General features: G+C 67.1%; 20 protein-coding genes. 15 read left to right on the forward strand and 5 right to left on the reverse strand.

Annotated features, from left to right (window positions below; genetic code table 11):
• Positions 1 to 7 precede the first annotated feature (7 nt).
• The 3 genes from ABD05_RS15905 (at position 8) to ABD05_RS15915 (ending at position 2,711) form a co-directional block, all read left to right on the forward strand.
• Positions 8 to 1,369, forward strand: a complete 1,362-nt coding sequence (locus ABD05_RS15905) for an ATP-binding protein (protein WP_047900945.1) — start codon at positions 8 to 10, stop codon at positions 1,367 to 1,369.
• Positions 1,370 to 1,558: 189 nt separating this feature from the next.
• Positions 1,559 to 2,107 (forward strand): peroxiredoxin, encoded by a 549-nt coding sequence (locus ABD05_RS15910; RefSeq protein ID WP_047900946.1) that lies wholly within the window; start codon positions 1,559 to 1,561, stop codon positions 2,105 to 2,107.
• A 76-nt stretch (positions 2,108 to 2,183) separates the two neighbouring features.
• Complete coding sequence (locus ABD05_RS15915; RefSeq protein ID WP_006478562.1) at positions 2,184 to 2,711, forward strand: carboxymuconolactone decarboxylase family protein; 528 nt, start codon at positions 2,184 to 2,186, stop codon at positions 2,709 to 2,711.
• A 146-nt stretch (positions 2,712 to 2,857) separates the two neighbouring features.
• On the opposite strand, the gene ispF is transcribed toward ABD05_RS15915, so the two are convergent.
• Positions 2,858 to 3,343 (reverse strand): 2-C-methyl-D-erythritol 2,4-cyclodiphosphate synthase, encoded by a 486-nt coding sequence (ispF, locus tag ABD05_RS15920; RefSeq protein ID WP_047900947.1) that lies wholly within the window; start codon positions 3,341 to 3,343, stop codon positions 2,858 to 2,860.
• A gap of 28 nt (positions 3,344 to 3,371) precedes the next feature.
• A complete protein-coding gene (ispD, locus tag ABD05_RS15925; protein WP_047900948.1) occupies positions 3,372 to 4,082 on the reverse strand; it encodes a 2-C-methyl-D-erythritol 4-phosphate cytidylyltransferase in 711 nt (236 codons plus the stop codon).
• A gap of 107 nt (positions 4,083 to 4,189) precedes the next feature.
• Here ispD and mfd point away from each other — a divergent pair, with 107 nt between their 5' ends.
• The 4 genes from mfd (at position 4,190) to ABD05_RS15945 (ending at position 10,664) form a co-directional block, all read left to right on the forward strand.
• Positions 4,190 to 7,660: a transcription-repair coupling factor gene (mfd, locus tag ABD05_RS15930; protein ID WP_047900949.1), complete on the forward strand. Its 3,471-nt coding sequence runs from the start codon at positions 4,190 to 4,192 to the stop codon at positions 7,658 to 7,660.
• A gap of 93 nt (positions 7,661 to 7,753) precedes the next feature.
• Complete coding sequence (gene argE / locus ABD05_RS15935; RefSeq protein WP_047900950.1) at positions 7,754 to 8,974, forward strand: acetylornithine deacetylase; 1,221 nt, start codon at positions 7,754 to 7,756, stop codon at positions 8,972 to 8,974.
• A 60-nt stretch (positions 8,975 to 9,034) separates the two neighbouring features.
• Complete coding sequence (locus tag ABD05_RS15940) at positions 9,035 to 10,054, forward strand: threonine/serine dehydratase family protein (protein WP_047900951.1); 1,020 nt, start codon at positions 9,035 to 9,037, stop codon at positions 10,052 to 10,054.
• 166 nt (positions 10,055 to 10,220) lie between these two features.
• Positions 10,221 to 10,664 carry a DUF3574 domain-containing protein gene (locus ABD05_RS15945; RefSeq protein ID WP_047900952.1) on the forward strand — a complete coding sequence of 148 codons (444 nt, stop codon included), beginning with the start codon at positions 10,221 to 10,223 and terminating at the stop codon, positions 10,662 to 10,664.
• 84 nt (positions 10,665 to 10,748) lie between these two features.
• On the opposite strand, the gene ABD05_RS15950 is transcribed toward ABD05_RS15945, so the two are convergent.
• Positions 10,749 to 13,274 carry a penicillin-binding protein 1A gene (locus ABD05_RS15950; RefSeq protein ID WP_047901255.1) on the reverse strand — a complete coding sequence of 842 codons (2,526 nt, stop codon included), beginning with the start codon at positions 13,272 to 13,274 and terminating at the stop codon, positions 10,749 to 10,751.
• Positions 13,275 to 13,716: 442 nt separating this feature from the next.
• Between ABD05_RS15950 and ABD05_RS15955 the strand changes: the two genes are divergently transcribed.
• From ABD05_RS15955 to ABD05_RS15970, 4 genes are all read left to right on the forward strand, one after another.
• Positions 13,717 to 14,397: a PspA/IM30 family protein gene (locus tag ABD05_RS15955; protein WP_047900953.1), complete on the forward strand. Its 681-nt coding sequence runs from the start codon at positions 13,717 to 13,719 to the stop codon at positions 14,395 to 14,397.
• A gap of 89 nt (positions 14,398 to 14,486) precedes the next feature.
• Complete coding sequence (locus ABD05_RS15960) at positions 14,487 to 15,644, forward strand: tetratricopeptide repeat protein (RefSeq protein WP_047900954.1); 1,158 nt, start codon at positions 14,487 to 14,489, stop codon at positions 15,642 to 15,644.
• Between the two features lie 235 nt (positions 15,645 to 15,879).
• Positions 15,880 to 16,311, forward strand: coding sequence for a large conductance mechanosensitive channel protein MscL (gene mscL / locus ABD05_RS15965; RefSeq protein ID WP_047900955.1), 432 nt, complete (start codon positions 15,880 to 15,882; stop codon positions 16,309 to 16,311).
• A gap of 338 nt (positions 16,312 to 16,649) precedes the next feature.
• A complete protein-coding gene (locus ABD05_RS15970; RefSeq protein WP_027784713.1) occupies positions 16,650 to 17,096 on the forward strand; it encodes a hypothetical protein in 447 nt (148 codons plus the stop codon).
• A 66-nt stretch (positions 17,097 to 17,162) separates the two neighbouring features.
• On the opposite strand, the gene ABD05_RS15975 is transcribed toward ABD05_RS15970, so the two are convergent.
• A complete protein-coding gene (locus tag ABD05_RS15975; protein WP_047900956.1) occupies positions 17,163 to 18,056 on the reverse strand; it encodes an NAD(P)-dependent oxidoreductase in 894 nt (297 codons plus the stop codon).
• Between the two features lie 135 nt (positions 18,057 to 18,191).
• Between ABD05_RS15975 and ABD05_RS15980 the strand changes: the two genes are divergently transcribed.
• Positions 18,192 to 18,401 (forward strand): dodecin, encoded by a 210-nt coding sequence (locus tag ABD05_RS15980; RefSeq protein ID WP_021160372.1) that lies wholly within the window; start codon positions 18,192 to 18,194, stop codon positions 18,399 to 18,401.
• 221 nt (positions 18,402 to 18,622) lie between these two features.
• Entirely contained in the window at positions 18,623 to 19,552 is a 930-nt protein-coding gene (locus ABD05_RS15985; RefSeq protein WP_006478550.1) for a LysR substrate-binding domain-containing protein, read from the forward strand.
• A 94-nt stretch (positions 19,553 to 19,646) separates the two neighbouring features.
• Here ABD05_RS15985 and ABD05_RS15990 read toward each other — a convergent pair whose 3' ends face one another.
• Positions 19,647 to 21,059, reverse strand: coding sequence for an 8-oxoguanine deaminase (locus tag ABD05_RS15990; RefSeq protein ID WP_047900957.1), 1,413 nt, complete (start codon positions 21,057 to 21,059; stop codon positions 19,647 to 19,649).
• A gap of 520 nt (positions 21,060 to 21,579) precedes the next feature.
• Between ABD05_RS15990 and uraH the strand changes: the two genes are divergently transcribed.
• A complete protein-coding gene (uraH, locus tag ABD05_RS15995; RefSeq protein WP_047900958.1) occupies positions 21,580 to 21,933 on the forward strand; it encodes a hydroxyisourate hydrolase in 354 nt (117 codons plus the stop codon).
• A 54-nt stretch (positions 21,934 to 21,987) separates the two neighbouring features.
• The gene (locus ABD05_RS16000) at positions 21,988 to 23,181 is read left to right on the forward strand and encodes a urate hydroxylase PuuD (protein ID WP_047900959.1); all 1,194 of its coding nucleotides are present in this window, start codon (positions 21,988 to 21,990) and stop codon (positions 23,179 to 23,181) included.
• Positions 23,182 to 23,248 lie beyond the last annotated feature (67 nt).

Consider the following 23,248-nt stretch of genomic DNA (forward strand, 5'->3'; position numbering starts at 1 on the left):
CCGTCCCATGCGTATTGACCGGCGCCTCCTGCAGCTCGCGTTCGGCGGGCTGTTCTGGCGCACCTTCCTGCTGATCGCGCTGCTGATCTCGGTCAGTCTCGCCGCGTGGTTCCAGAGCTTTCGCGTGATCGAGCGCGAGCCGCGTGCGCAGCGCGTCGCGCTGCAGCTCGTCGCGGTCGTGAAGCTCACGCGCACCGCCCTGCTCTATTCCGATCCCGATCTGCGGCGCGCGCTGCTGCAGGATCTCGAGAGCAACGAGGGCGTGCGCGTTTACCCGCGCGAGAAAACCGACAAGTTCAAGCTGCAGCCCGACGAATCGCTGAACCGCCTGATCGAGCACGACATCCGCAGCCGCCTCGGCGACGATACCGTGATCGCGCAGTCGGTCAACGACATTCCCGGCGTGTGGATCAGCTTCAAGATCGACGACGACGATTACTGGGTCGCGCTCGACCGCGACCAGCTCGACAACGTCACCGGCCTGCAGTGGGCCGGCTGGGGGCTGTTCGCGCTCGCGCTGTCGCTGTTCGGCTCCGCGTTCATCACGAGCCTCGTGAACCGGCCGTTCTCGCGGCTCGCGCTCGCCGCGCGCCAGGTCGGCTCGGGCCAGGCGCCCGAGCTGCTGCCCGAGCGCGGGATGGGCGTCGCGGCCGACACCAACCGCAGCTTCAACCAGATGGTGCGCGACCTCGAACAGCTCGAGGCCGACCGCGCGCTGATGCTCGCGGGCATCTCGCACGACCTGCGCACGCCGCTCGCGCGGCTGCGCCTCGAAACCGAGATGAGCCCGTCCGACCAGGCGACCAAGGACGCGATGGTCGACGACATCGAGCAGATGGACCGCATCATCGCGGCCTTCATCGACTACGCGCGCCCGTCGCAGCGCAAGCCCGAGCCTGTCGACCTGTCGTCGATCGCGCAGGAAGTCGCCGCGCGCGCGTCGGGCGAGGACGGCGTCGAGATCCGCACACGGCTTGCGCCGAGCGCGGTCATCGAAGCCGACGAGACCGACATGCGCCGCGTGATCGGCAACCTCGTCGAGAACGCGCGCAAGTACGGCCAGAGCAAACAGGACGGCATCTCGCGCATCACGCTCGAGACGCGCGTGTCGCACACGCGCGTCGAGCTGTCGGTGAGCGACGAAGGCCCCGGCATCCCCGAAGATCAGTTGCCGCTCGTGATGCGGCCGTTCTATCGCGTCGACACCGCGCGCACCAAGGCGGACGGCACGGGCCTCGGGATGGCGATCGTGCTGCGGCTCGTCGGCCGCTATCGCGGCGCGCTGCGCCTGCGCAACCGCAACCCCGACGCGGGCCTCGAAGTCACCCTCGAATTCCCCGGCGCCGGCAAGGCGCGTGCGACTGCGTGACGCGCTCGCGCACGCCTCCTCCGCTTCACACTATCGATCCGGTTGACAAAAACTATGGGGATCGTTAGTCAAAATCTATTGAAGCGCTTTACTAATAGTGCTACAGTCTCCCCCATGCTGTCACACCATCGTTGCAGCACCGAGGTAGCTTGACTCAGTCTTCTTCCCAACTCATACAGGAGTATCCGCATGAAAACCGTGGGCGATAAACTCGAAGCTTTCACCGTCGTAGCCGCGAAGCCGGGCTTCAATCATCACGAGGAAAACGGCCAGTCGGCGTTCGAGACCGTCACCGAAGCGTCGTTCCCGGGCAAGTGGAAGATCATCTACTTCTATCCGAAGGATTTCACGTTCGTGTGCCCGACGGAAATCGTCGAGTTCGCGAAGCTCACGAAGCAGTTCGAAGAGCGCGACGCCATCCTGCTCGGCGGCAGCTCGGACAACGAATTCGTCAAGCTCGCATGGCGCCGTGAGCACAAGGACCTGGACAAGCTGAACCACTACGCGTTCGGCGACGTCAAGGGCGAGCTGATCGACCAGCTCGGCGTGCGCGACAAGGAAGCCGGCGTGGCCCTGCGTGCAACGTTCATCGTCGATCCGGACAACACGATCCAGCACGTTTCGGTGAACAACCTGAACGTCGGCCGCAGCCCGGCAGAAGTCCTGCGTATTCTGGACGGCCTGCAAACGGACGAACTGTGCCCGTGCAACCGTGCAGTCGGCGGCGCAACGCTGTAAGCGCATCGATGCACGAAGCCCGCAGCGCACTTGCTGCCTGCGGGCTTTTTTAACGGCCAACCCATAGGAGATATCAATGGAATTCATCGACTCGATTAAGGCACGCATCCCCGACTACGCGAAGGACATTCGCCTGAACCTCGACGGCACGATCTCTCGCTCGTCGCTCGAAGGCACCGACGCGGTCGGCGTCGCACTGGCGGCGGCGATCGCGGCGAAGAGCACGGTGCTCGTGAAGACGATCCGCGAAGCCGGCGTGCTGTCGCCCGAAGAGACGAACGCCGTGCTGACTGCGGCCGCGCTGATGGGGATGAACAACACCTGGTATCCGTATGTCGAGATGGCCGACGACGCCGACCTGAAGACGCAGCGTGCCGAGCTGCGGATGGGCGCGTATGCGACGCACGGCGGCGTCGACAAGCGCAAGTTCGAGATGTACGCGCTCGCCGCGTCGATCGTCGGCAAGTGCCACTTCTGCGTGAAGTCGCACTATGCGCTGCTGAAGAACGAGCAAGGGATGACCGTCACGCAACTGCGCGACGTCGGCCGCATCGCGTCGGTGATCAACGCCGCCGCGCAGGTGATCGCCGCCGAAGGCGAGTAAATGGCTGCATGAGCGGTTTCGCCGCGCGACCGGCAGCCATGCCGGAGCGGCCATCGCTCCAAACGGAAATGCCACGCTGACGCGTGGCATTTTTCATTTCCGCAGCACGGCGCGCGGAACGAACCGCGCGCCGCCACCGCCGGGCGTCAGCCGCCCTGCCTGACCAGCAGCGCGGCGGCCTGCGCCTCGATGCCCTCGCCGCGGCCGAGATAACCGAGCTTCTCGTTGGTCTTTGCCTTCACGTTCACGCGATCGAGCGGCAGCCCGAGATCGGCCGCGATGTTCGCGCGCATCCCGTCGATATGCGGTGCGAGCTTCGGCGCCTGCGCGATCACGGTGCTGTCGACGTTCTGGATCGTGAAGCCGGCCGCCTGCACGCGGGCGGCACACTCGCGCAGCAGCACGCGGCTGTCCGCGCCCTTGAACGCCGCGTCGGTGTCGGAGAAATGGCGGCCGATGTCGCCGAGCGCCGCCGCGCCGAACAGCGCGTCGGTGATCGCGTGCAGCAGCACGTCCGCGTCCGAGTGGCCGAGCAGGCCGCGCTCGTACGGAATCGTCACGCCGCCGATGATGAGGGGGCGCCCCGGGACGAGCTGGTGCACGTCGTAGCCTTGTCCGATTCTGAAATCCATGCGTGTTCCGATTGAGATGGGGTGAAAGTCAGGAAGCGTTCGCGGGGCGTGCGAGGATCGCTTCCGCGAGCGCGAAATCTTCCGGGTACGTGACCTTGAAGTTGCGCAGGCTGCCCTGCACGACGCGCGGCGTATGGCCGGCCCATTCGATCGCGCTCGCTTCGTCGGTCAGGTCGTGCCCTTCGCGCTGCGCGCGCAGGATTGCCTCGCGCAGCATGCCGATGCGGAACATCTGCGGCGTCTGCGCCTGCCACAGCGCGTCGCGCGATTCGGTACGCGCGATCGCGTCGCCGCCGGCCGGCACGCGCTTGAGCGTATCGGCCACCGGCAGCGCGACGATGCCGCCGACCGGGTCGTCCTTCAGCGTCGCGACGAGCGTGCGGATCAGCTCCGGCGTGATGCCCGGGCGCGCGGCATCGTGCACCAGCACCCAGTCGTGGTCGGTCGCGCCGAATTCGGTCAGCTCGAGCAGCCCGTTCAGCACCGACGCCTGGCGCGAACCGCCGCCGCAGCGGCGCACCGCGAAGCGCAGGCCCGCGAAGCGGCGCGCGTCGAAATGGGAATCGTCGGGCGCGAGGACGACAAGCGTCTGCGCGAATTCGCTGCACGCGTCGAACGCGGCGAGCGTGTAATGCAGGAGCGCGCGGCCGGCCAGCGTGCGATATTGCTTCGGCACGGCCGAACCGGAACGGCTGCCCGTGCCGGCGCAGGGAATCAGGGCGAAAAGTCGGGGAGTCACGAAAGGAAACGCCGGAAAGATGAAATCGAGAAGCGGATTTTATAATAGGTCTTTCGTCTCGACCGGCGCACCGCGATGCGCCCGTGCACGCCACCCCTGCCGTCCCTATGCCAGATAACGATTCCAACCCGTCCGCCTCGCCCGTTGCCCGCGTCAAACCCGGCCAGCGTTTCGCCTTCGACGGCGCGCACGGTTCCGCCGACGCGCTCGCCATCGCCCGTTATCTCGCCGACAACCGCCAGGACGTGCCGCTCCTCGCGGTGATCTGCGCGAACGCGGTCGACGCGCAGCGGCTCTCGCAGGAAATCCGCTACTTCTCGCCCGACGCGCGCGTGCGCCTGCTGCCGGACTGGGAAACGCTGCCGTACGACACGTTCTCGCCGCACCAGGACCTCGTGTCCGAGCGGCTCGCGACGCTGCACGACCTCGGCGAAGGCCGCTGCGACATCCTGCTCGTGCCCGCGACCACCGCGCTGTACCGGATGCCGCCCGCGTCGTTCATGGCCGCGTACACGTTCGCGTTCGCGCAGGGCGAACGGCTCGACGAGGCGAAGCTGAAGGCACAGCTCACGCTGGCCGGCTACGAGCATGTGAGCCAGGTCGTGCGCCCCGGCGAATACTGCGTGCGCGGTTCGCTGATCGACCTGTACCCGATGGGTTCGCCGCTGCCGTACCGGATCGACCTGTTCGACGACCAGGTCGACTCGATCCGCGCATTCGACCCCGACACGCAGCGCAGCCTGTACCCGGTGCGCGACGTGCGGCTGCTGCCCGGCCGCGAGTTTCCGTTCGACGAAGCCGCGCGCACGGCCTTCCGCAGCCGCTGGCGCGAGACTTTCGAAGGCGATCCGAGCCGCGCGCCGATCTACAAGGACATCGGCAACGGCGTGCCGTCGGCCGGCATCGAGTATTACCTGCCGCTGTTCTTCGACGAAACGGCCACGCTGTTCCACTACCTGCCGCAGGACGCGCACCTCGTGTTCACCGGCGATCTCGAAGCCTCGATCCGCCGCTTCACGGCCGATACGAAGCAGCGCCACGCGTTCCTGTCGCACGATCGCGAGCGGCCGATCCTCGAGCCGCAGCGCCTGTTCCTGTCCGACGAGGATTTCTTCGCATTCGCGAAGCCGTTCGCACGCGTCGTGCTGCCCGCGCAACCGGCCGGCGGCTGGGCGACCGCGCTGCCCGAGCTCACCGTCGACCGGCATTCCGACGATCCGCTCGCGTCGCTGCGCACGTTCGTCGAATCGTCGGGCAAGCGCGTGCTGCTGACCGTCGAATCGGCCGGCCGCCGCGAGACGATCCTGCAACTGCTCGCCGAGCATCACCTGCGCGCCGCGTCGAACGACCACTTCGCGGGCTGGCTCGCGAGCGACGAACGCTTCGCACTCGGCGTCGCGCCGCTGTCGAGCGGCTTCGCGGTGCCGGGCGAAGGTTATGCGATCGTCACCGAAACCGAGCTGTACGGCGCGCTCGGCCGCCGCGCGGGCCGCCGCCGGCAGGAACAGGCCAGCAACGTCGACGCAATGGTGCGCGACCTGTCGGAGCTGAAGGTCGGCGACCCGGTCGTCCACGCGCAGCACGGCATCGGCCGCTACATGGGCCTCGTGTCGATGGATCTCGGCGAAGGCGAGACCGAATTCCTGCATCTCGAATACTCGGGCGACAGCAAGCTCTACGTACCCGTCGCGCAATTGCACGTGATCTCGCGCTACAGCGGCGCCGATCCCGACAGCGCGCCGCTGCACGCGCTCGGCTCCGGCCAGTGGGAGCGCGCGAAGCGCAAGGCCGCGCAACAGATCCGCGATACGGCCGCCGAGCTGCTGAACCTGTACGCGCGCCGCGCGGCCCGCGAAGGCCATGCGTTCGCGCTCGACCCGCGCGACTACGTGAAATTCGCGGAAAGCTTCGGCTTCGAGGAGACGCCCGACCAGGCCGCGGCAATCGCGGCCGTGATCGGCGACATGACGAGCGGCAAGCCGATGGACCGCCTCGTGTGCGGCGACGTCGGGTTCGGCAAGACCGAGGTCGCGCTGCGCGCCGCGTTCATCGCGGTGATGGGCGGCAAGCAGGTCGCGCTGCTGTCGCCGACCACGCTGCTCGCCGAGCAGCACACGCAGACCTTCGTCGACCGCTTCGCGGACTGGCCGGTGCGGATCGTCGAGCTGTCGCGCTTCAAGACCACGAAGGAAGTGAACACGGCGATCGCGCAGATCAACGAAGGCAGCGTCGACATCGTGATCGGCACGCACAAGCTGCTGTCGTCGGACGTGCAGTTCAAGCGCCTCGGCCTCGTGATCATCGACGAGGAGCACCGCTTCGGCGTGCGCCAGAAGGAAGCGCTGAAGGCGCTGCGCGCGGAAGTCGACGTGCTGACGCTCACCGCGACGCCGATCCCGCGCACGCTCGGGATGGCGCTCGAAGGGCTGCGCGATTTCTCGGTGATCGCAACCGCGCCGCAAAAGCGGCTCGCGATCAAGACCTTCGTGCGCCGCGAGGAGGAAAGCGTGATCCGCGAGGCGATGCTGCGCGAGCTGAAGCGCGGCGGCCAGGTGTATTTCCTGCACAACGAGGTCGAGACGATCGAGAACCGCAAGGCGATGCTCGAGGAACTCGTGCCCGAGGCGCGCATCGTGATCGCGCACGGCCAGATGCACGAGCGCGAGCTCGAGCGCGTGATGCGCGATTTCGTCGCGCAGCGCGCGAACGTGCTGCTGTGCACGACCATCATCGAAACCGGCATCGACGTGCCGAGCGCGAACACGATCATCATGCACCGGTCGGACAAGTTCGGCCTCGCGCAGCTCCACCAGTTGCGCGGCCGCGTCGGCCGCTCGCATCATCAGGCCTATGCGTACCTGCTGGTCCACGATCCGCAGGCGCTGACCAAGCAGGCGCAGCGGCGGCTCGAGGCCATCCAGCAGATGGAGGAACTCGGCTCGGGCTTCTATCTCGCGATGCACGACCTCGAGATCCGCGGCACCGGCGAGGTGCTCGGCGACAAGCAGTCGGGCGAGATCCACGAGATCGGCTTCCAGCTTTATACGGACATGCTGAACGACGCGGTGAAGGCGCTGAAGAACGGCAAGGAGCCCGACCTCACCGCGCCGCTTGCCGCGACGACGGAAATCAACCTGCATGCGCCCGCGATCCTGCCGGCCGACTACTGCGCGGACGTGCAGGAGCGGCTGTCGCTGTACAAGCGTCTCGCGAACTGCGAGCACGGCGACGCGATCGACGGCATCCAGGAGGAACTGATCGACCGCTTCGGCAAGCTGCCGCCGCAGGCGCACGCACTCGTCGAGACGCACCGGCTGCGCATCGCCGCGAAGCCGCTCGGCATCGTGAAGATCGACGCGAGCGAGGCCGCGATCGGGCTGCAGTTCGAGCCGAATCCGCCGATCGATCCGATGCGGATCATCGACATGGTGCAGAAACACCGGCACATCAAGCTCGCGGGCCAGGACAAGCTGCGCATCGAAACGCGCTCGCCCGATCTCGCGATCCGCGTGTCGACGATCAAGGAAACGTTGCGCGCGCTCGCGCCGAAGCAGGGAGCGGCCGCCGCGGCGCGCTGACGGGGCGGCGATGCTGCACCGCATCGCGCCCGGCGCAGGCGGGCCGACGCGTTTTTGAGTATGATTTTCCCATTCATCAGACGGAGTTTTGCCATGTCCACTCTCGACGCGACGGCGCCGTCCGCCGCAACCCAAGGCGACGCATCGCTGGTCAGCCTGCCCTGGGTCAAGCAACTGGTGTCGATGGACACGACGAGCCGCGTGCCGAATCTCGGCCTGATCGAAACGGTGCGCGACGCGCTCGCCGCGCAAGGCATCGCGTCGACGATCACGCACGATCCGCGCGAAGGCTGGGCAAACCTGTTCGCGACGGTGCCCGCGCACGACGGCTCGACGAACGGAGGCATCGTGCTGTCGGGGCATACCGACGTCGTGCCGGTCGACGGCCAGCAATGGGACAGCAACCCGTTCGCACCTGAAATCCGCGACGGCCGCCTGTACGGTCGCGGCACCTGCGACATGAAGGGTTTCATCGGCACAGCGCTCGCGCTATTGCCCGAGATGCAGGCGTCGAAGCTCGCGAAGCCGATCCATTTCGCGCTGTCCTACGACGAGGAAATCGGCTGCGCGGGCGCGCCGCTGATGATCGCCGATCTCGTCAAGCGCGGCGTGCAACCGTCCGGCTGCATCGTCGGCGAGCCGACCAGCATGCGGCCGATCATCGCGCACAAGGGCATCAACGCGTACCGCTGCTGCGTGCGCGGCCACGCGGCGCATTCGTCGCTGACGCCGAAGGGGCTCAACGCGATCGAGTACGCGGCGCGCCTGATCTGCCACATCCGCGACATCGCCGAGCGCTTTCGCGCCGAAGGCCCGTTCGACGAGCTGTACGACGTGCCGTTCACGACCGCGCAGACGAGCACGATCCAGGGCGGCAACGCAATCAACACGGTGCCGGCCGAATGCCGGTTCGACTTCGAGTTCCGCAACCTGCCGACGCTCGATCCCGAGCAGATCTTCACGCGCATCGAAGCGTATGCGCAGGAAACGCTGCTGCCGCAGATGCTTCGCGAGCATCCGAATGCCGCGATCGAGTTCTCGAAGATCGCCGCGGCGCCCGGGCTCGACGCGACCGAACAGGCCGCGATCACGCAGCTCGTGCGCGCGCTGACGGCCGACCAGGACAAGCGCAAGGTCGCGTACGGCACCGAGGCCGGCCTGTTCGAACGCGCGGGCATCCCGAGCGTCGTGTGCGGGCCCGGCAACATCGAGCAGGCGCACAAGCCGAACGAATATGTCGAGCTCGCGCAGCTCGCCGGCTGCGAGCAGTTCCTGCGCAAGTTCATCCGCAGCATGTCGGTCGACGCGCACTGACTGCCTCCCGCCACGCCGGCCCGCGTGTGCGGGCCGGCCCACTCCGCCACCCGCCACGTCATGTCGACTGACCAACAGGGCACTGCCCATACGACGATCGACGGCGAGCCGATTCCGACGCTCGACGAAATCGCCGCGCAGCATTTCGCGTTGTCGCCCTGGGTCGCGCGCACGCCCGTGTTCGAACGCGCCGACCTGCCGTCCCTCGAGGGCACGCACGTCAACTTCAAGTTCGAACTGCTGCAGGTGAGCGGCAGCTTCAAGGCGCGCGGCGCATTCACGAACCTGCTCGCACTCGACGAGGCACGCAAGAATGCCGGCGTCACGTGCGTATCGGCCGGCAATCATGCGGCGGCCGTCGCGTATGCGGCGATGCGGCTCGGCAGCAGCGCGAAGGTGGTGATGTTCCATACCGCAAGCCCGACGCGCATCGCGCAGTGCAAACAGTACCGCGCGGAAGTCGTGCTCGCGGGCAGCGCATCGCAGGCGTTCGATCTCGTGCGGCGGATCGAGGCCGAGGAAGGCCGCTTCTTCATCCATCCGTTCAACGGCTATCACACGATCCTCGGCACCGCGACGCTCGGCTACGAATGGGCGACGCAGACGCCCGACCTCGACGCGGTGATCGTGCCGATCGGCGGCGGCGGGCTCGCGGCCGGCATGGCGACCGCGCTGCGGCTCGCGAATCCGCGCGTGCACGTGTACGGCGTGGAGCCGGAAGGCGCCGACGCGATGAGCCGCAGCTTCGCCGCGAATCACACGATCAAGATGAGCGCGATGCAGACGATCGCCGATTCGCTGATGGCACCGCATACCGAGGAATACAGCTACCAGCTGTGCCGGCGCCACGTCGACCGCATCGTCACCGTGTCCGACGACGCGCTGCGCGCCGCGATGCTGTTCCTGTTCTCGCACCTGAAGCTGTCGGTCGAACCGGCATGCGCCGCCGCACTCGCCGCGCTGCTCGGCCCGCTGCGCGAAACGCTGCAGGGCAAGCGCGTCGGCGTGCTGCTGTCGGGCACGAACACCGACCCCGGCACGCTCGGCATGCATCTCGCGCACGCGAAACTGCAGCACTGACCGCGCGCCGGGCGCACGTGGACAAACCTAGGGTTATCCCCAGATTATGTTGACAGCCCTGTTGATAACCCGCCGGACAAGCACGCAAGTGGTTGAGCGCGCAGCGTTTTGCGCGCGCGAAGGTCGATCGACACGAATTGGGCAGATGCGGCCGCCATGGGCTGCAATGTGGCGGCACCGCGCGCGGCCGTTGATCGCCGCCGTGGCAATAGCGCTGCTCGCCGGTTGCGCGGCGCCGCCCTCGCCCGTCGTCAGCGCGCAGCCGGCCTGCACGCAGCCCGGCGAAAGCCGCATGCTGCAGGCCGACCTGCTGTTCGGGCGCGACATCGCGGGGCGCGGCCCCGTTACCGATGCGGAACGCGCCGCATTCCTCGCCGACACGGTCACGCCGCGTTTCCCCGACGGCCTCACCTACTGGGACACGCACGGCCAGTGGCGCGACCGCGCGACCGGCGGGATCACACGCGAAGACAGCTTCGTGATCCGTATCGTTGCCGACGATACGCCCGACACGCATGCGCGGCTCGCCGCGGTCCGGCAAGCGTACGTGCAGCGATTCCGGCAGCAATCGGTCGGCATGACGCTTGCGCCGACCTGCGCGTCGTTCTGATTCCGCTTTTCCCGCTGCCGGCACCGCGCAAAAAAAACGGGCGCCCGAAGGCGCCCGTCGCATACCGGAACAGCAGCGTACCGCTTACTTGTTCTCGAACATGTCCATGATCTGCTGCTTCTCCTGCGCCGTGACAGGCGGCGGCGCGAGCCCTGCCGCGCCGGCCGAGCCGAGTGCGTCGTTCGCGCTGATCGCATTCTCGGCCGGGTTGATGTCGACATTCGCGACGAAGCCGTTGCCCGGCGTGCGATCCGCATAGAACAGTTCGCCGTCGATCGAGGTCAGGCCGTCCGGCATCGGCATCTGCTGCTCCGGCACGCCGTTCAGCGCGGTGCGCATGTAGTTCACCCAGATCGGCAATGCGAGCTGCGCGCCGAATTCACGGCTGCCGAGGCTCTTCGGCTGGTCGAAGCCCATCCACGCGACCGCGACGAGCGACTGCTGGTAGCCGGCGAACCAGCCGTCCTTCGCGTCGTTCGTCGTACCCGTCTTGCCCTGCAGGTCGCTGCGGCCCAGTGCGTTGCTACCCGCGCCCGTGCCGGCCGTCGCGACCGAATGCAGCAGGCTGTTCATCACGTACGCGTTGCGGCCTTCGATCGTGCGCGGCGCCGTGCTGCCCGCGATCACCGGCTGCGACTTCTGCAGCGGCTGGCCGCGCGCGTCGTCGACTTCGGCGATCAGGTACGGATCGACCTTGTAGCCGCCGTTCGCGAACACCGCGTAGCCGGTCGCGAGCTGCAGCGGCGTCACGAGGCCCGCGCCGAGCGCCATCGGCAGGTACGGCGGCGTCTTCGCGGGATCGAAGCCGAAGCGCTGCGTCACGTACTGCTGCGCATACTGCGTGCCGATCGATGCGAGGATCCGGATCGACACGAGGTTCTTCGAACGCTGCAGGCCGGTGCGCATCGTCATCGGGCCGTCCGGCTGGTCGTCGTCCTTCGGCTCCCACGCGGTACCGCCCGGCACGCTCGGCGGGAAGTACAGCGGCGCGTCGTTGATCATCGTCGCCGGCCCCATGCCCTTGTCGAGCGACGCCGAATAGATGAACGGCTTGAACGACGAGCCCGGCTGCCGCCATGCCTGCGTCACGTGGTTGAACTTGCTCTTGTTGAAGTCGAAGCCGCCGACGAGCGAGCGTATCGCGCCGTCCTGCGGCGCGATCGCGACGAGCGCGCCTTCGACCTGCGGCAACTGTACGACCTGCCAACCCGTCTTGCCGTCCTTCAGCACGCGCACGATCGAGCCCGGCTTGATGCGCAGCGCGTCGTTCGCACGAGCCCCAAGCGCGGCCGACACGAAGCGCAGCCCGGCCGGGCCGATCGTCGTCGTCGCGCCGCCGACGAACTGCACCTCGACCGCGTTCGGCGAGGCCGACAGCACGACTGCCGACTGCAGGTCGCCGTTGTCCGGGTGATCGGCGAGCGCGTCGTCGATCGCCTCGTCGCGGTCGTCGCCGGCCGCGGGCAGGTTGATCGACGCTTCCGGCCCGCGATAGCCGTGGCGGCGCTCGTAGTCGAGAATGCCGCGACGCACGGCTTGGTACGCCGCTTCCTGGTCGGCCGAGTTGATCGTCGTCGTGACGGTCAGCCCGCGCGTATAGGTTTCGTCCTTGTACTGCTGGTACATCATCTGCCGCACCATCTCGGAGACGTACTCGCCGTGCACCGCGTACTGGTTGCCCGGCGTGCGCACGCGGAGCTCTTCCTTCACGGCCGCGTCGTACTGCGGCTGCGTGATGTAGCCGACCTCGAGCATGCGCTTCAGGATGTATTCCTGGCGCACCTTCGCGCGCTTCGGATTGACGACCGGGTTATACGCGGACGGCGCCTTCGGCAGCCCCGCGAGCATCGCCGCTTCCGCGAGCGTGATGTCCTTCAGGTCCTTGCCGAAGTACACGCGCGCAGCGGCCGCGAAGCCGTACGAGCGCTGGCCGAGATAGATCTGGTTCATGTACAGCTCGAGGATCTGGTCCTTCGTCAGGGCCTTCTCGATCTTGTACGCGAGCAGCATCTCGTAGATCTTGCGCGTGTAGGTCTTCTCGCTCGACAGGAAGAAGTTGCGCGCGACCTGCATCGTGATCGTGCTCGCGCCCTGGCGCGCACCGCCGTGCATCAGGTCGGCGACGCCCGCCCGCAGGATGCCGACGAAGTCGACGCCGCCGTGCTCGTAGAAGCGGTAGTCCTCGATCGCGAGCACGGCCTTCTTCATCACGTCGGGAATGTCCTGGAAGCGCACGAGGCTGCGGCGCTCCTCGCCGAACTCGCCGATCAGCACGTGATCGGCCGTGAACACGCGCAGCGGCACCTTCGGCTGGTAGTTGGTCAGCGCATCGAGCGACGGCAGTTGCGGCGCCATCACGACCAGCGCGTAGCCGACGATCAACGCGCCGACGATCGCCAGCGTGACGAACAGGCCGACGAACCACAGCGCGACGCGCGAGCCGAACGAGCGACGGCCCCCGCCGCCGCCGCTGCGCTGTGCGCGGCGGTCGTCGTTGCGATGGTCGCGATCGTCGTCATCGGGGTAATAGGCTCCGGACGGCGAACGGCGCAGCGTGTAGTGGGGTTCGTTCCTGTCGGAAGGAGAAGGCGGTCGTTTGATAATTGGCATGTCGGAATGGCGGGCGTACGTGGCGCCCTCGGACGCATGCGGAAATGCAAGCGGATGGATCAGAGCGGGTGCATCGAGATGCACTGTCACGTCGACAGACCCCGCCGCGCGGCGATCCGTTCCCGCGACGTGACAGCGCATTTTAATGAAATCGACCGGGTGACTTCGCGATTTTTTGTAAAAATCCCCGCAACGCCGTGATTTGCGGAACGTATTGTCGGCATCCTCGGCCTATCATGGACACGCAATATGGCGCGCGCGGCCGATTTTCTTTCAATCGCGAAAGGTTTGGCATCCTGATACGCAAGCCGCTTGAACTCCAGCGTTTAAGCCGTATTTAAGTGAACCGGTGGTGTAATATCCGCCGGCTCACGCGGGTCGCAACCGGCTCGCGGCGGGCACTGCCGCGGCCACGCGGCGCCTTTCAACCACGGAGGATTTCATGTCGCTTTTCGACTCTGTTTCGCGCACGATCAAAGGCCTGCTGAACGATGCTGCCGATTCGGTACAGGATCCGTCGCGCGACGCACGGCAGATCGTGCGGGAGCTCGACGACAGCATCGGCCGTGCCGAGAATTCGCTGATCGAGATCGAGGCACAGGTCGCGACCCAGCGTAGCAAGCGCGATGCGGCCGACGACAAGGTGAAGAAGTACGAAGACGGCGCGAAGCGCGCGCTGCAGTCCGGCGACGAAGCGCTCGCACGCGAGGCACTGGCCGCGCAGTCGAACGCGGAAGCGGAGCGCGACGCGCTCGCGGCCGAGCTGACGACGCTCGAACCGTCGGTCGACAAGCTGAAGGGGCAGATCGCCGACATGCGTCAGCGCCGCAACGACCTGAACGCGCGCTCGAACATCCTGCAAGCCAAGCAGGAAATCGCGCAGGCGAAGGATGTCGCGGCCAGCGCCCTGGGCGGCATCGGCGGCAAGAACCTGTCCGAGGATTTCCAGAAGCTCGAGGACAAGGTCGCGCTGCAGAACGCACGCTCGGACGCGCGCCTCAACTCGGCCGACGCGTCGAGCGGCAAGGCGCTCGACGACAAGCTCGCCGCGCTGAACAAGGGCCCGTCGGTCGAGGATCGCCTCGCCGCGCTGAAGAAGCAGCTCGACACGCCCGCGCAGTAACGGCAACCGCGGGCAACCGCGCCGCGGCCCGCCCGGGCGCGCGGCGCGAACCGATCGTCAGGAGACGGGCGCCTGCGCCCGGTTCGACCATGAAGAAATCTCTCGCCGCACTCGGCCTCTCGCTGATGTTGCTGTCGTCCGCCGCGTTTGCGGTACCGTCGCTGCAGCAGGTCGAGCAGTCGATCGCGCAGCGCAACTGGCAACAAGCCGACACGCAGCTGTCGCAAGTCATCGATGCCCATCCGAACAACGCGCACGCGCGCTACCTGTATGCGCAGGTGCTGGACCGCGAAGGCCGCGCGTCCGACGCGCTCACGCAACTGCAGCGTGCGAAGTCGCTCGATCCGCAACTGCGCTTCACCGACGCGTCGCGCTTCGCGCAGACGGAGTCGCGCATTCGCGCCGACGCCGCGCGCATAAGCGGCAACACGCCGTCGGCCACGCAGGCCGGCACGCTGCAGTCGTCGCTCGCGCCCGCCGTGCCCGCCGAAAAACACGGCCCGTCGACCGGCATGTGGATCGGCCTCGGGCTGATCGTCGCGGTGATCGCGCTGGTGCTGCGCTGGACGCTGCGGCGCGCACGCACGGCCGACAACAGCCGCGCCGACGACGAACGCCGCACGCAGCTCAAGCGGGCGACCGACGTGCTGAACGACATCCGTCCGCTGAAACTCGACGCGAAGCTGTCGACGGCGCCCGGCGCCGCGGCGCTCATGGGCGAACTCGAAGCGATCGAGACCGACGCGCGCACGCTCGTCGAGGCGTTGTCGAACGGCAAGAATCCGGTGCCGCCGTATCGCGTCGACGAACTCGAACAGCGTCATGCCAGCCTAAAGGCACGCGTCGAAGGCCGCCCCGATCCGGCCGCGCAACCCGCGCCGCCGGCGAACGGCAGCGGCTCCGTGTACGCGCAGGAAGCCGATCGCATGACGGGCGCGCAGGGCCAGCCGTATCCGCAACAGCCCTACCCGCAACAGCAGCCGCCTGTCGTGATCCAGCAAGGCGGCGGCGGTTTCGGCGGCGGGATGGGCGGGCTGCTGACCGGCGTGCTGCTCGGCGAGGCGATGTCGGGCGGCCGCGAACGCGTGGTCGAACGCGACGTGATCGTCGACGGCGAGCGACGCCGGCAGGAAACCGACCCGGGCTTCGACCTCGGTCGCGGCGACGCGTCGAACTGGAGCGACGGCGGCAGCGGCAACGTCGATCTCGGCAGCAACGACGACGGCTGGACGGACGACAACACCTGACCTTGCGCGGCGCGTCGATGCACGACGCGACGCGCTGCAACGCACGCCACGCTCCCCCCTGCATGACCGGCCGCGCCGACGCGCGGATTTGTCAATCATTTCAAGATGGACTACCGGCAATGGGGAGCGTTCGCTATCATGCGGCCATCGGCGTGCCACCGACCCTCATTCGACGCAATGCATCCCTGCGCGTCGCGGCACGCCTCCCTTCGCCTCAACCAGGAGAAAGCCGCTCATGAGCATCATCAAGGAATTCAAGGAGTTCGCCGTCAAGGGCAACGTGATGGATCTCGCCGTCGGCGTGATCATCGGCGGCGCGTTCTCGAAGATCGTCGACTCGATCGTGAAAGATCTCATCATGCCGGTCATCGGCTTGCTGACCGGCGGTCTGGATTTCTCGAACAAGTTCGTTCTGCTCGGCACCATCCCCCCGACGTTCAAGGGTAATCCCGATTCGTTCAAGGACCTGCAGACCGCCGGCGTCGCCGCGTTCGGCTACGGCTCGTTCATCACGGTGGCGATCAATTTCGTGATCCTCGCGTTCATCATTTTCCTGATGGTGAAATTCATCAACAAGCTGCGCAAGCCGGACGAAGCCGCGCCGGCCGCGACGCCGGAAGACACCGTGCTGCTGCGCGAGATCCGCGATTCGCTCAAGCAGCGCTGAGCGCCGGGCGCCCCGCCTGCCAGGCCCGCCCCGTGCGGGCCTTTTTTATTGCGCGCGCCGTGCACCGCCCGCCGCATGCGGCCTATCTCACTTTTTTGTGACGCGCGAATGCACGTGCGGGGAAAGCAGGTCTATGATGGAGACTAAACGACAGTACGGGCGCCAAGACGCTGGCTGTGTCGATCATGGCGAGCAGGTCGACGGGAGACATTGATCGTCGTACTGCACGAATGCAGCATTTTCGTGTGCTATAAAGGATCGACATGCGGCGTACATAGCCGGGAGTGGGTCGCATGAAAGTGCCGCATTTCTTGCAATTGTTTTTGAGGCGAGTGTTTATGTCCTTCCCGAAAAAACGTCGGCGTGCCCAACAGGATGGCCAGGAGTCATTCCTTGCGGTTTTGCGCCACTCGAAACCTTTCGCCCAGCTCGACACCAAGATTGCCCGCGCCCGTGCGCAGGACGAACCCGTCCTCTACGCGCATGTGCTGCCCGGCCTCGACGTGCTCCTGTGCAGCGTGCGCGGCGCACAGCCGCCCTATCCGGCCATCGCCGAGCTGCGCAAGCGCTGCATCGAATCGATCGCCAACGCGCTCGAGCAGCCGCTGGACGGCCTCGAAAACGGCGGGTACTGGTACGAAGCGAACGGCTTCGGCTTCCTGGTATTCGCGAGCCGGGCGCGCGCGCGCATCCTGCCCGAGTTTGGTGCAGGCACGAAAGCGAGCCTGCGCGGCGGGCTCGGTCGACAGAACGCCGGCGACACGACACCACGCTCCCTCGGCTGAACCGCCAGTCATTCGATGGGCCGCCTCCGGGCGGCCCATCTGCCATTCATGCGCCCCGCGTTTACGTCACGCGGGCTGCTGACGCCCGTTGCCGGGCCGCACGATGTCGATGAACGCGGCGAAATCGGCGCCGGCGAGCCCCTGCGCGGCGCCGAGCCGCAACACCTGCTGCACGGTGGCCGACACGGGCATCACCGCGCCCGTGTCGCGCGCCGCGTCGGCGATCGCATCGACATCCTTCTGGAACGTGCCGAGTGCGCCGATCGGCGGATGGCCGCCCGACGTCATGCGCGGCACGAACGTCTGCAGCAGCACCGAATCGGCCCAGCCGCCGGCCAGCGCCTCGGCCAGGCGCGCGGCGTCGATGCCGCTCGCCTGCGCCAGGCCGACCGCCTCGGCGATCGCGGTCACCGTCGCGGTGACGATCGCCTGGTTGCACAGCTTCGCCGTCTGGCCCGCGCCCGCGTCGCCCATGTGCGTGATGCGCGACGCGTATGTGCCGATCAGCGGCCGCACCGCGTCGAGATCGGCCGCGCGGCCGCCGGCCATCACCGCGAGCGTGCCGGCCTGCGCGCCCGGCACGCCGCCCGACACCGGCGCATCGACCCAGCCGACGCCGAGCGCGGCCGCACGCGCCGCGTAGTCGCGCGTCGCGGCAGGCGGAATGCTCGAATGATCGACGATGCGCTGCAGGCGGCGCGAAGCCGCATCGCCGGAAAGCAGCCCGTGCTCGCCGAACACGACGTCGCCGACCGCGCGCCCGTCGAGCACGCACACGAATACCGTATCGACGCATTCAGCCAGCTCGCGCGGCGTGCCGACCACCTGCGCGCCGTCCTTCACGAGCGCCTCGGCCTTGTCGCGCGAGCGATTCCACACGCTGACCCGATGCCCGGCCGCCAGCAAATGACGAATCATCGGCGCGCCCATCAATCCCGGTCCGCAAAATCCGACTTCCACGATGTTCCTCGTCTCCGATATGGGTTGCACTTGCCGCTCATCATACCTATCACTCAAGAAGCCGGGCACGCGCGGCGCAGCTTCTGGACCGCGACCTGCACCGACGATATATGTCGATATCCCAGGGAGCGCATCATGAGCGACCACGTGTACAAGATGATCGAACTGACCGGTTCGTCGCAGCAATCGAGCGACGACGCCATCCGCAACGCGATCTCGAAAGCGGGCAAGACGCTGCACAACCTGCACTGGTTCCAGGTGACCGAAACGCGCGGCCACATCGAAGGCGACCAGGTCGTTCACTGGCAGGTCACGCTGAAGGTCGGCATGCGCATCGACGACTGACGCGCACGCCGCGTCACACGCCGCGCCGCGATCCGGATGCGCGCCATGCGCATCCGCGCGGCGCCGCACAACCCGCCTTCCACCCCGTTCAGGCCCCTTGTTCAGGCCCGGCCGGCGGGTGCCTGCGGGTATCCATCTCTTGACGCTGACTTTCGTTCATATTAAAAACGATATACCCACAGTACCCCTCGATCAGCCCAGACATATAACCCGGAGAAATCATGAGTCAGCAACGCGAGGCGATCGACACGTACCTCTTGCGCGTCTTGCACACCTTGTTGATGGAGCGCAGCGTCACGCGCGCGGCCGTCAAACTGAACCAGTCGCAACCGGCGATCAGCGCCGCGCTGCGGCGACTGCGCGACATCACCGGCGACCCGCTGCTGGTGCGAGGCAAATCCGGCATGGTGCCGACCGAATACGGGCTGCGTCTGCTCGAGCCCGTGCAGAACGCACTGCGTGAAATCGAGCGCATCAAGTTCCAGCAGCACAACTTCGACCCGGCCACGTCGATCCGCTGCTACCGGATCGGCTGCCCCGACTACCTGAACGTGCTGTTCGTGCCGACCGTCGTCGAGCGCTTCCGCCTGGCCGCGCCGAACGCGACGCTCGAGTTTCACTCGCTCGGCCCCGCGTTCGATTACGAACTCGCGCTGGAAGACGGCAAGCTCGACATCGTCGTCGGCAACTGGCCCGAACCACCCGAGCAACTGCACCTGTCGAACCTGTTCGTCGACGAAATCGTCTGCCTGATGAGCAACACGCACCCGTTCGCGAAGCGCGGCGGGCTCACGCTCGACCAGTACCTGAACGCGCCGCATCTCGCGCCGACGCCGTACTCGGTCGGCCAGCGCGGCGCGATCGACGTGCATCTCGCGCGCGAACGGCTCAAGCGCCACGTGGTCGTCACGCTGCCGTACTTCAACCTCGCGCCGTACGTGCTCGTGAAGTCCGACCTGATCTTCACCACCACGCGCCTGTTCGCCGATCACTACGCGAAGTTCCTGCCGCTGTCGGTCGTGCCGGCGCCGCTCGACTTCCCGCCGATGCAGTACTACCAGCTGTGGCACGAGCGCTGCCACTACTCCGACGAAGTGCGCTGGCTGCGCAGCCTCGTCGCCGAAGCCACCCGCACGCTGATCGAGGCGTAACGGCACGCGCCGCCCGCGCCGTCGCGGCGCAACACGGCGACGGCCGGCGGCACGCCCGGCAAGGCGGCCGCCGACTCGCTTCTTCAGGCTTCGCTCAGCGCGATGCCTCGACGAGCGCCTGCGCGAGCGCGTTATGGCGTTCGATGACGGGCGGCAGATCGAGCGTCGCCAGCCGCCCTTCCCGCACCACCACCTTCCCGTTCACCACCGTGTACGCCGTCTGCGACGGCGCGCAGAACACCAGCGCCGCAACAGGATCGTGCAGCGCGCCCGCGAACAGCGGCTGGCGCAGGTCGAACGCGGCGAAGTCCGCGGCCATGCCGGGCTTCAGCGCGCCGATATCGTCGCGGTTCAGCACCTTCGCGCCGCCGAGCGTCGCGATCTCGAGCGCTTCGCGCGCGGTCATCGCATCGGGCCCGAAACCGACCCGCTGCAGCAGCAGCGCCTGCCGCACTTCCGCGACCATCTGCGCGCCGTCGTTCGACGCAGAGCCATCGACGCCGAGGCCGACCGGCACGCCCGCGAGACGCATCTTCTTCACCGGCGCGATACCCGACGCGAGCCGCATGTTCGAGCACGGACAGTGCGCAACACCCGTGCCGGTGCGCGCGAACAAACCGATGCCCGCATCGTCGAGCTGCACGCAGTGCGCATGCCATACGTCGTGGCCGACCCAGCCGAGATCTTCCGCATATTCGGCGGGCGTCATCCCGAACTTCTCGCGGCTGTACGCGATGTCGTTGACGTTCTCCGCCAGGTGCGTGTGCAGCGACACGCCGTACTCGCGCGCGAGCACGGCGGCGTCGCGCATCAGCTCGCGGCTCACCGAGAACGGCGAGCACGGCGCGACCACCACGCGCAGCATTGCGTAGCGGCCTTCGTCGTGATAGGACTCGATCAAGCGCTGCGTGTCGCGCAGGATGTCGGGTTCGCGTTCGACGACGGAATCGGGCGGCAGCCCGCCGTCGCGCTGGCCGACGCTCATCGCGCCGCGGCTCGCGTGGAAGCGCATGCCGATCCGCTGCGCGGCGCCGATGCTGTCGTCGAGCCGGCTGCCGTTCGGGTAGATGTAAAGGTGGTCGCTCGACGTCGTGCAGCCCGACTGCAGCAGCTCGGCCATCGCGGTGAGCGTCGACACCTCGATCATCTCGGGCGTCAGGTGCGCCCAGATCCGGTACAGGTTCGTGAGCCAGCCGAACAGCTCGGCGTTCTGCGCGGCCGGCACCGCGCGCGTGAGGCTCTGGTACATGTGGTGGTGCGTGTTCACGAGCCCCGGGATCACGAGGTGGCCGCGCAGGTCGAGCACTTCGTCGGCCGTGTCGGGCAGCTCGGCGGTCGGGCCGACCGCGACGATCCGGTTGTCTTCGATATAGAGCCCTGCGTCGCGCAGCTCGCGGCGCGTGTCGTCCATGGTCACGAGCACGTCGGCGTGCTTGACCAACAGGGTTTTCGGGCGGGATGGGGATGCGTTCGGCGCGCGTGCGCCGGCGTGCTGCTCGAGGTTCATGCGTTCTCCGCGTCGGTCTGCCCCCAGGGGCTGAATCCTGGGGGTGGTCACAAAGCCGTTCGAACGCTGATTCGCGGCACGCCCCGGTGCCTGCGTCCGTTCGAACGCCCTGGCCCGGTTACCCGGCGTGCTCGCCGTCTTCGGGGTACGCGCGGGCCACAGGCCGACGCGCACGGCGGGAGGATCGCCCAAGCACGCGCGGCACACAATGCGCGATCCGGAATACCGCGCTTCACGGATTCGATATGGTACGCCGCGCGCGCTGGGTCCGTCCTGCCGCCGGAGGCCCGAAACGCCCGCTGGAAGCCCTGTCGGCGTGCCGTCGACAGCCGCTCATGCGCGGCGCATTATCTTTGATATCGCGCCCGTATTTGCTCGGGGAACCTTTTTACAATGCCTGCACGGCGCTCGCTTCACCTCGCCGACGGGTATGTAGCCACGTGACGTGGAGCCTCGATCCGCCGCACAGTCAATGGATCGAGTCGCCGCCGAACCTCGCATTCATACAAGGACGCAACGAATGGGAAAGCTCACTACCCACGTACTCGATACGGCGCACGGTCGTCCCGGCGCTGCACTCAAGGTGGACCTCTACGCGCTGGACGGCGAATCGCGCCGCGCGATCAAGACCGTACTGACCAATAGCGACGGCCGCTGCGACGAACCCCTGCTCGAAGGCGCCGCGCTCGCCGCCGGCGAATACGAACTCGTGTTCCATGCCGGCGACTACTTCGCGTCGCTCGGCGTGAAGGTGCCCGAACCCCGTTTCGTCGACCGCGTCGTGCTGCGCTTCGGCATCGCCGACACCGGCTCGCACTACCACGTGCCGCTGCTCGTGTCGCCGTGGTCGTACAGCACCTATCGCGGCAGCTGACATACGCATCGGCGCCCACATCAAAGACAAACGATCTGAGTCTGGAGGAGTTTCATGGAAGGCTTCATCACCGACTGGCTGAACCTCGCGCTGCGATGGCTGCACGTCATCGTCGCCATTGCGTGGATCGGCGAGTCGTTCTATTTCGTCGCGCTCGACAACAGCCTGAAACCGCCGACCGACCCGAACCAGCGCAAGCGCGGTGTGTTCGGCGAACTGTGGCACGTCCACGGCGGCGGTTTCTACAACATGCAGAAGTACACGGTCGCCCCGCCGGAAATGCCGGATGACCTGCACTGGTCGAAGTGGCCGTCGTACACGACCTGGCTGTCGGGCTTCTCGCTGTTCTTCGTGCTGTACCTGCTCGCGCCGAACACCTACCTGATCGACAAGAGCGTGCTCGACATGGGCCCGGTGGTCGCCGTCGCGTCCGCGCTCGGCTTCCTCGCCGCCGGCTGGATCGTCTACGACTCGCTGTGCCGCATCCTCGGCACCAACGACCGCGTGCTCGGCATCTGCGTCGGCCTCTACGTCGTCGTCGCCGCGTACCTCGCGTGCCACATCTTCGCGGGCCGTGCCGCCTACCTGATCGTCGGCGCGATGCTCGCGACGATCATGTCGGCGAACGTGTTCTTCGTGATCATCCCCGGCCAGCGCAAGATGGTCGACAAGATGCTCAAGGGCGAAGAGCCGAACCCGATCTACGGCAAGCGCGGCAAGCAGCGCTCGGTGCACAACACGTACTTCACGCTGCCCGTCGTGTTCGCGATGCTGTCGAACCACTATGCGATGACGTACACGAACAAGTTCAACTGGGTCGTGCTCGTGCTGATCATGCTGGCCGGCGCGCTGATCCGTCAGTTCTTCGTGATGCGTCACCGCGGCAAGCAGCTGTGGTACCTGCCGATCGGCGGCGTCGCGCTGCTGGCCGGCGCGCTGGTGTGGACGACGCCGAAGCCGGTCGCACCGGAAGCGCAAGCCGCGAACGCGCCGAAGATCGTGATCAACGACATCATGCCGATCCTGCAGCAGCGCTGCGTCGAGTGCCACTCGTCGAAGCCGACGCTGATGGGCAGCGCACCCGCGGGCGTGATGTTCGACACGCCGGACGAAGTGTCGAAGAACGCGCAGCGTATCTACGAACAGGCCGTGCGCCTGAAGGCGATGCCGATCGGCAACGTCACGCACATGACCGACGACGAGCGGACGAAGCTCGCCGCCTGGTTCGAGGGTGGCGCGGTCAAGTAAGCCGTCGTGCGCCGGTTGCCGGCGCGATCCTCTCCGTTCGCGGGCCCGGTGACGGGCCCGTTTTTTT

This window comes from Burkholderia pyrrocinia (assembly GCF_001028665.1).
Classification (GTDB): Bacteria; Pseudomonadota; Gammaproteobacteria; order Burkholderiales; family Burkholderiaceae; genus Burkholderia; species Burkholderia pyrrocinia.

Excerpts from the sequence above, each read along its gene's own strand:
- ABD05_RS15905 (WP_047900945.1), top strand. The coding sequence starts at position 8 with ATGCGTATTGACCGGCGCCTCCTGCAGCTCGCGTTCGGCGGGCTGTTC.
- ABD05_RS15910 (WP_047900946.1), top strand. The coding sequence starts at position 1,559 with ATGAAAACCGTGGGCGATAAACTCGAAGCTTTCACCGTCGTAGCCGCG.
- ABD05_RS15915 (WP_006478562.1), top strand. The coding sequence starts at position 2,184 with ATGGAATTCATCGACTCGATTAAGGCACGCATCCCCGACTACGCGAAG.
- ispF (WP_047900947.1), bottom strand. The coding sequence starts at position 3,343 with ATGGATTTCAGAATCGGACAAGGCTACGACGTGCACCAGCTCGTCCCG.
- mfd (WP_047900949.1), top strand. The coding sequence starts at position 4,190 with ATGCCAGATAACGATTCCAACCCGTCCGCCTCGCCCGTTGCCCGCGTC.
- argE (WP_047900950.1), top strand. The coding sequence starts at position 7,754 with ATGTCCACTCTCGACGCGACGGCGCCGTCCGCCGCAACCCAAGGCGAC.
- ABD05_RS15940 (WP_047900951.1), top strand. The coding sequence starts at position 9,035 with ATGTCGACTGACCAACAGGGCACTGCCCATACGACGATCGACGGCGAG.
- ABD05_RS15945 (WP_047900952.1), top strand. The coding sequence starts at position 10,221 with ATGTGGCGGCACCGCGCGCGGCCGTTGATCGCCGCCGTGGCAATAGCG.
- ABD05_RS15950 (WP_047901255.1), bottom strand. The coding sequence starts at position 13,274 with ATGCCAATTATCAAACGACCGCCTTCTCCTTCCGACAGGAACGAACCC.
- ABD05_RS15955 (WP_047900953.1), top strand. The coding sequence starts at position 13,717 with ATGTCGCTTTTCGACTCTGTTTCGCGCACGATCAAAGGCCTGCTGAAC.
- ABD05_RS15960 (WP_047900954.1), top strand. The coding sequence starts at position 14,487 with ATGAAGAAATCTCTCGCCGCACTCGGCCTCTCGCTGATGTTGCTGTCG.
- mscL (WP_047900955.1), top strand. The coding sequence starts at position 15,880 with ATGAGCATCATCAAGGAATTCAAGGAGTTCGCCGTCAAGGGCAACGTG.
- ABD05_RS15970 (WP_027784713.1), top strand. The coding sequence starts at position 16,650 with ATGTCCTTCCCGAAAAAACGTCGGCGTGCCCAACAGGATGGCCAGGAG.
- ABD05_RS15980 (WP_021160372.1), top strand. The coding sequence starts at position 18,192 with ATGAGCGACCACGTGTACAAGATGATCGAACTGACCGGTTCGTCGCAG.
- ABD05_RS15985 (WP_006478550.1), top strand. The coding sequence starts at position 18,623 with ATGAGTCAGCAACGCGAGGCGATCGACACGTACCTCTTGCGCGTCTTG.
- ABD05_RS15990 (WP_047900957.1), bottom strand. The coding sequence starts at position 21,059 with ATGAACCTCGAGCAGCACGCCGGCGCACGCGCGCCGAACGCATCCCCA.
- uraH (WP_047900958.1), top strand. The coding sequence starts at position 21,580 with ATGGGAAAGCTCACTACCCACGTACTCGATACGGCGCACGGTCGTCCC.
- ABD05_RS16000 (WP_047900959.1), top strand. The coding sequence starts at position 21,988 with ATGGAAGGCTTCATCACCGACTGGCTGAACCTCGCGCTGCGATGGCTG.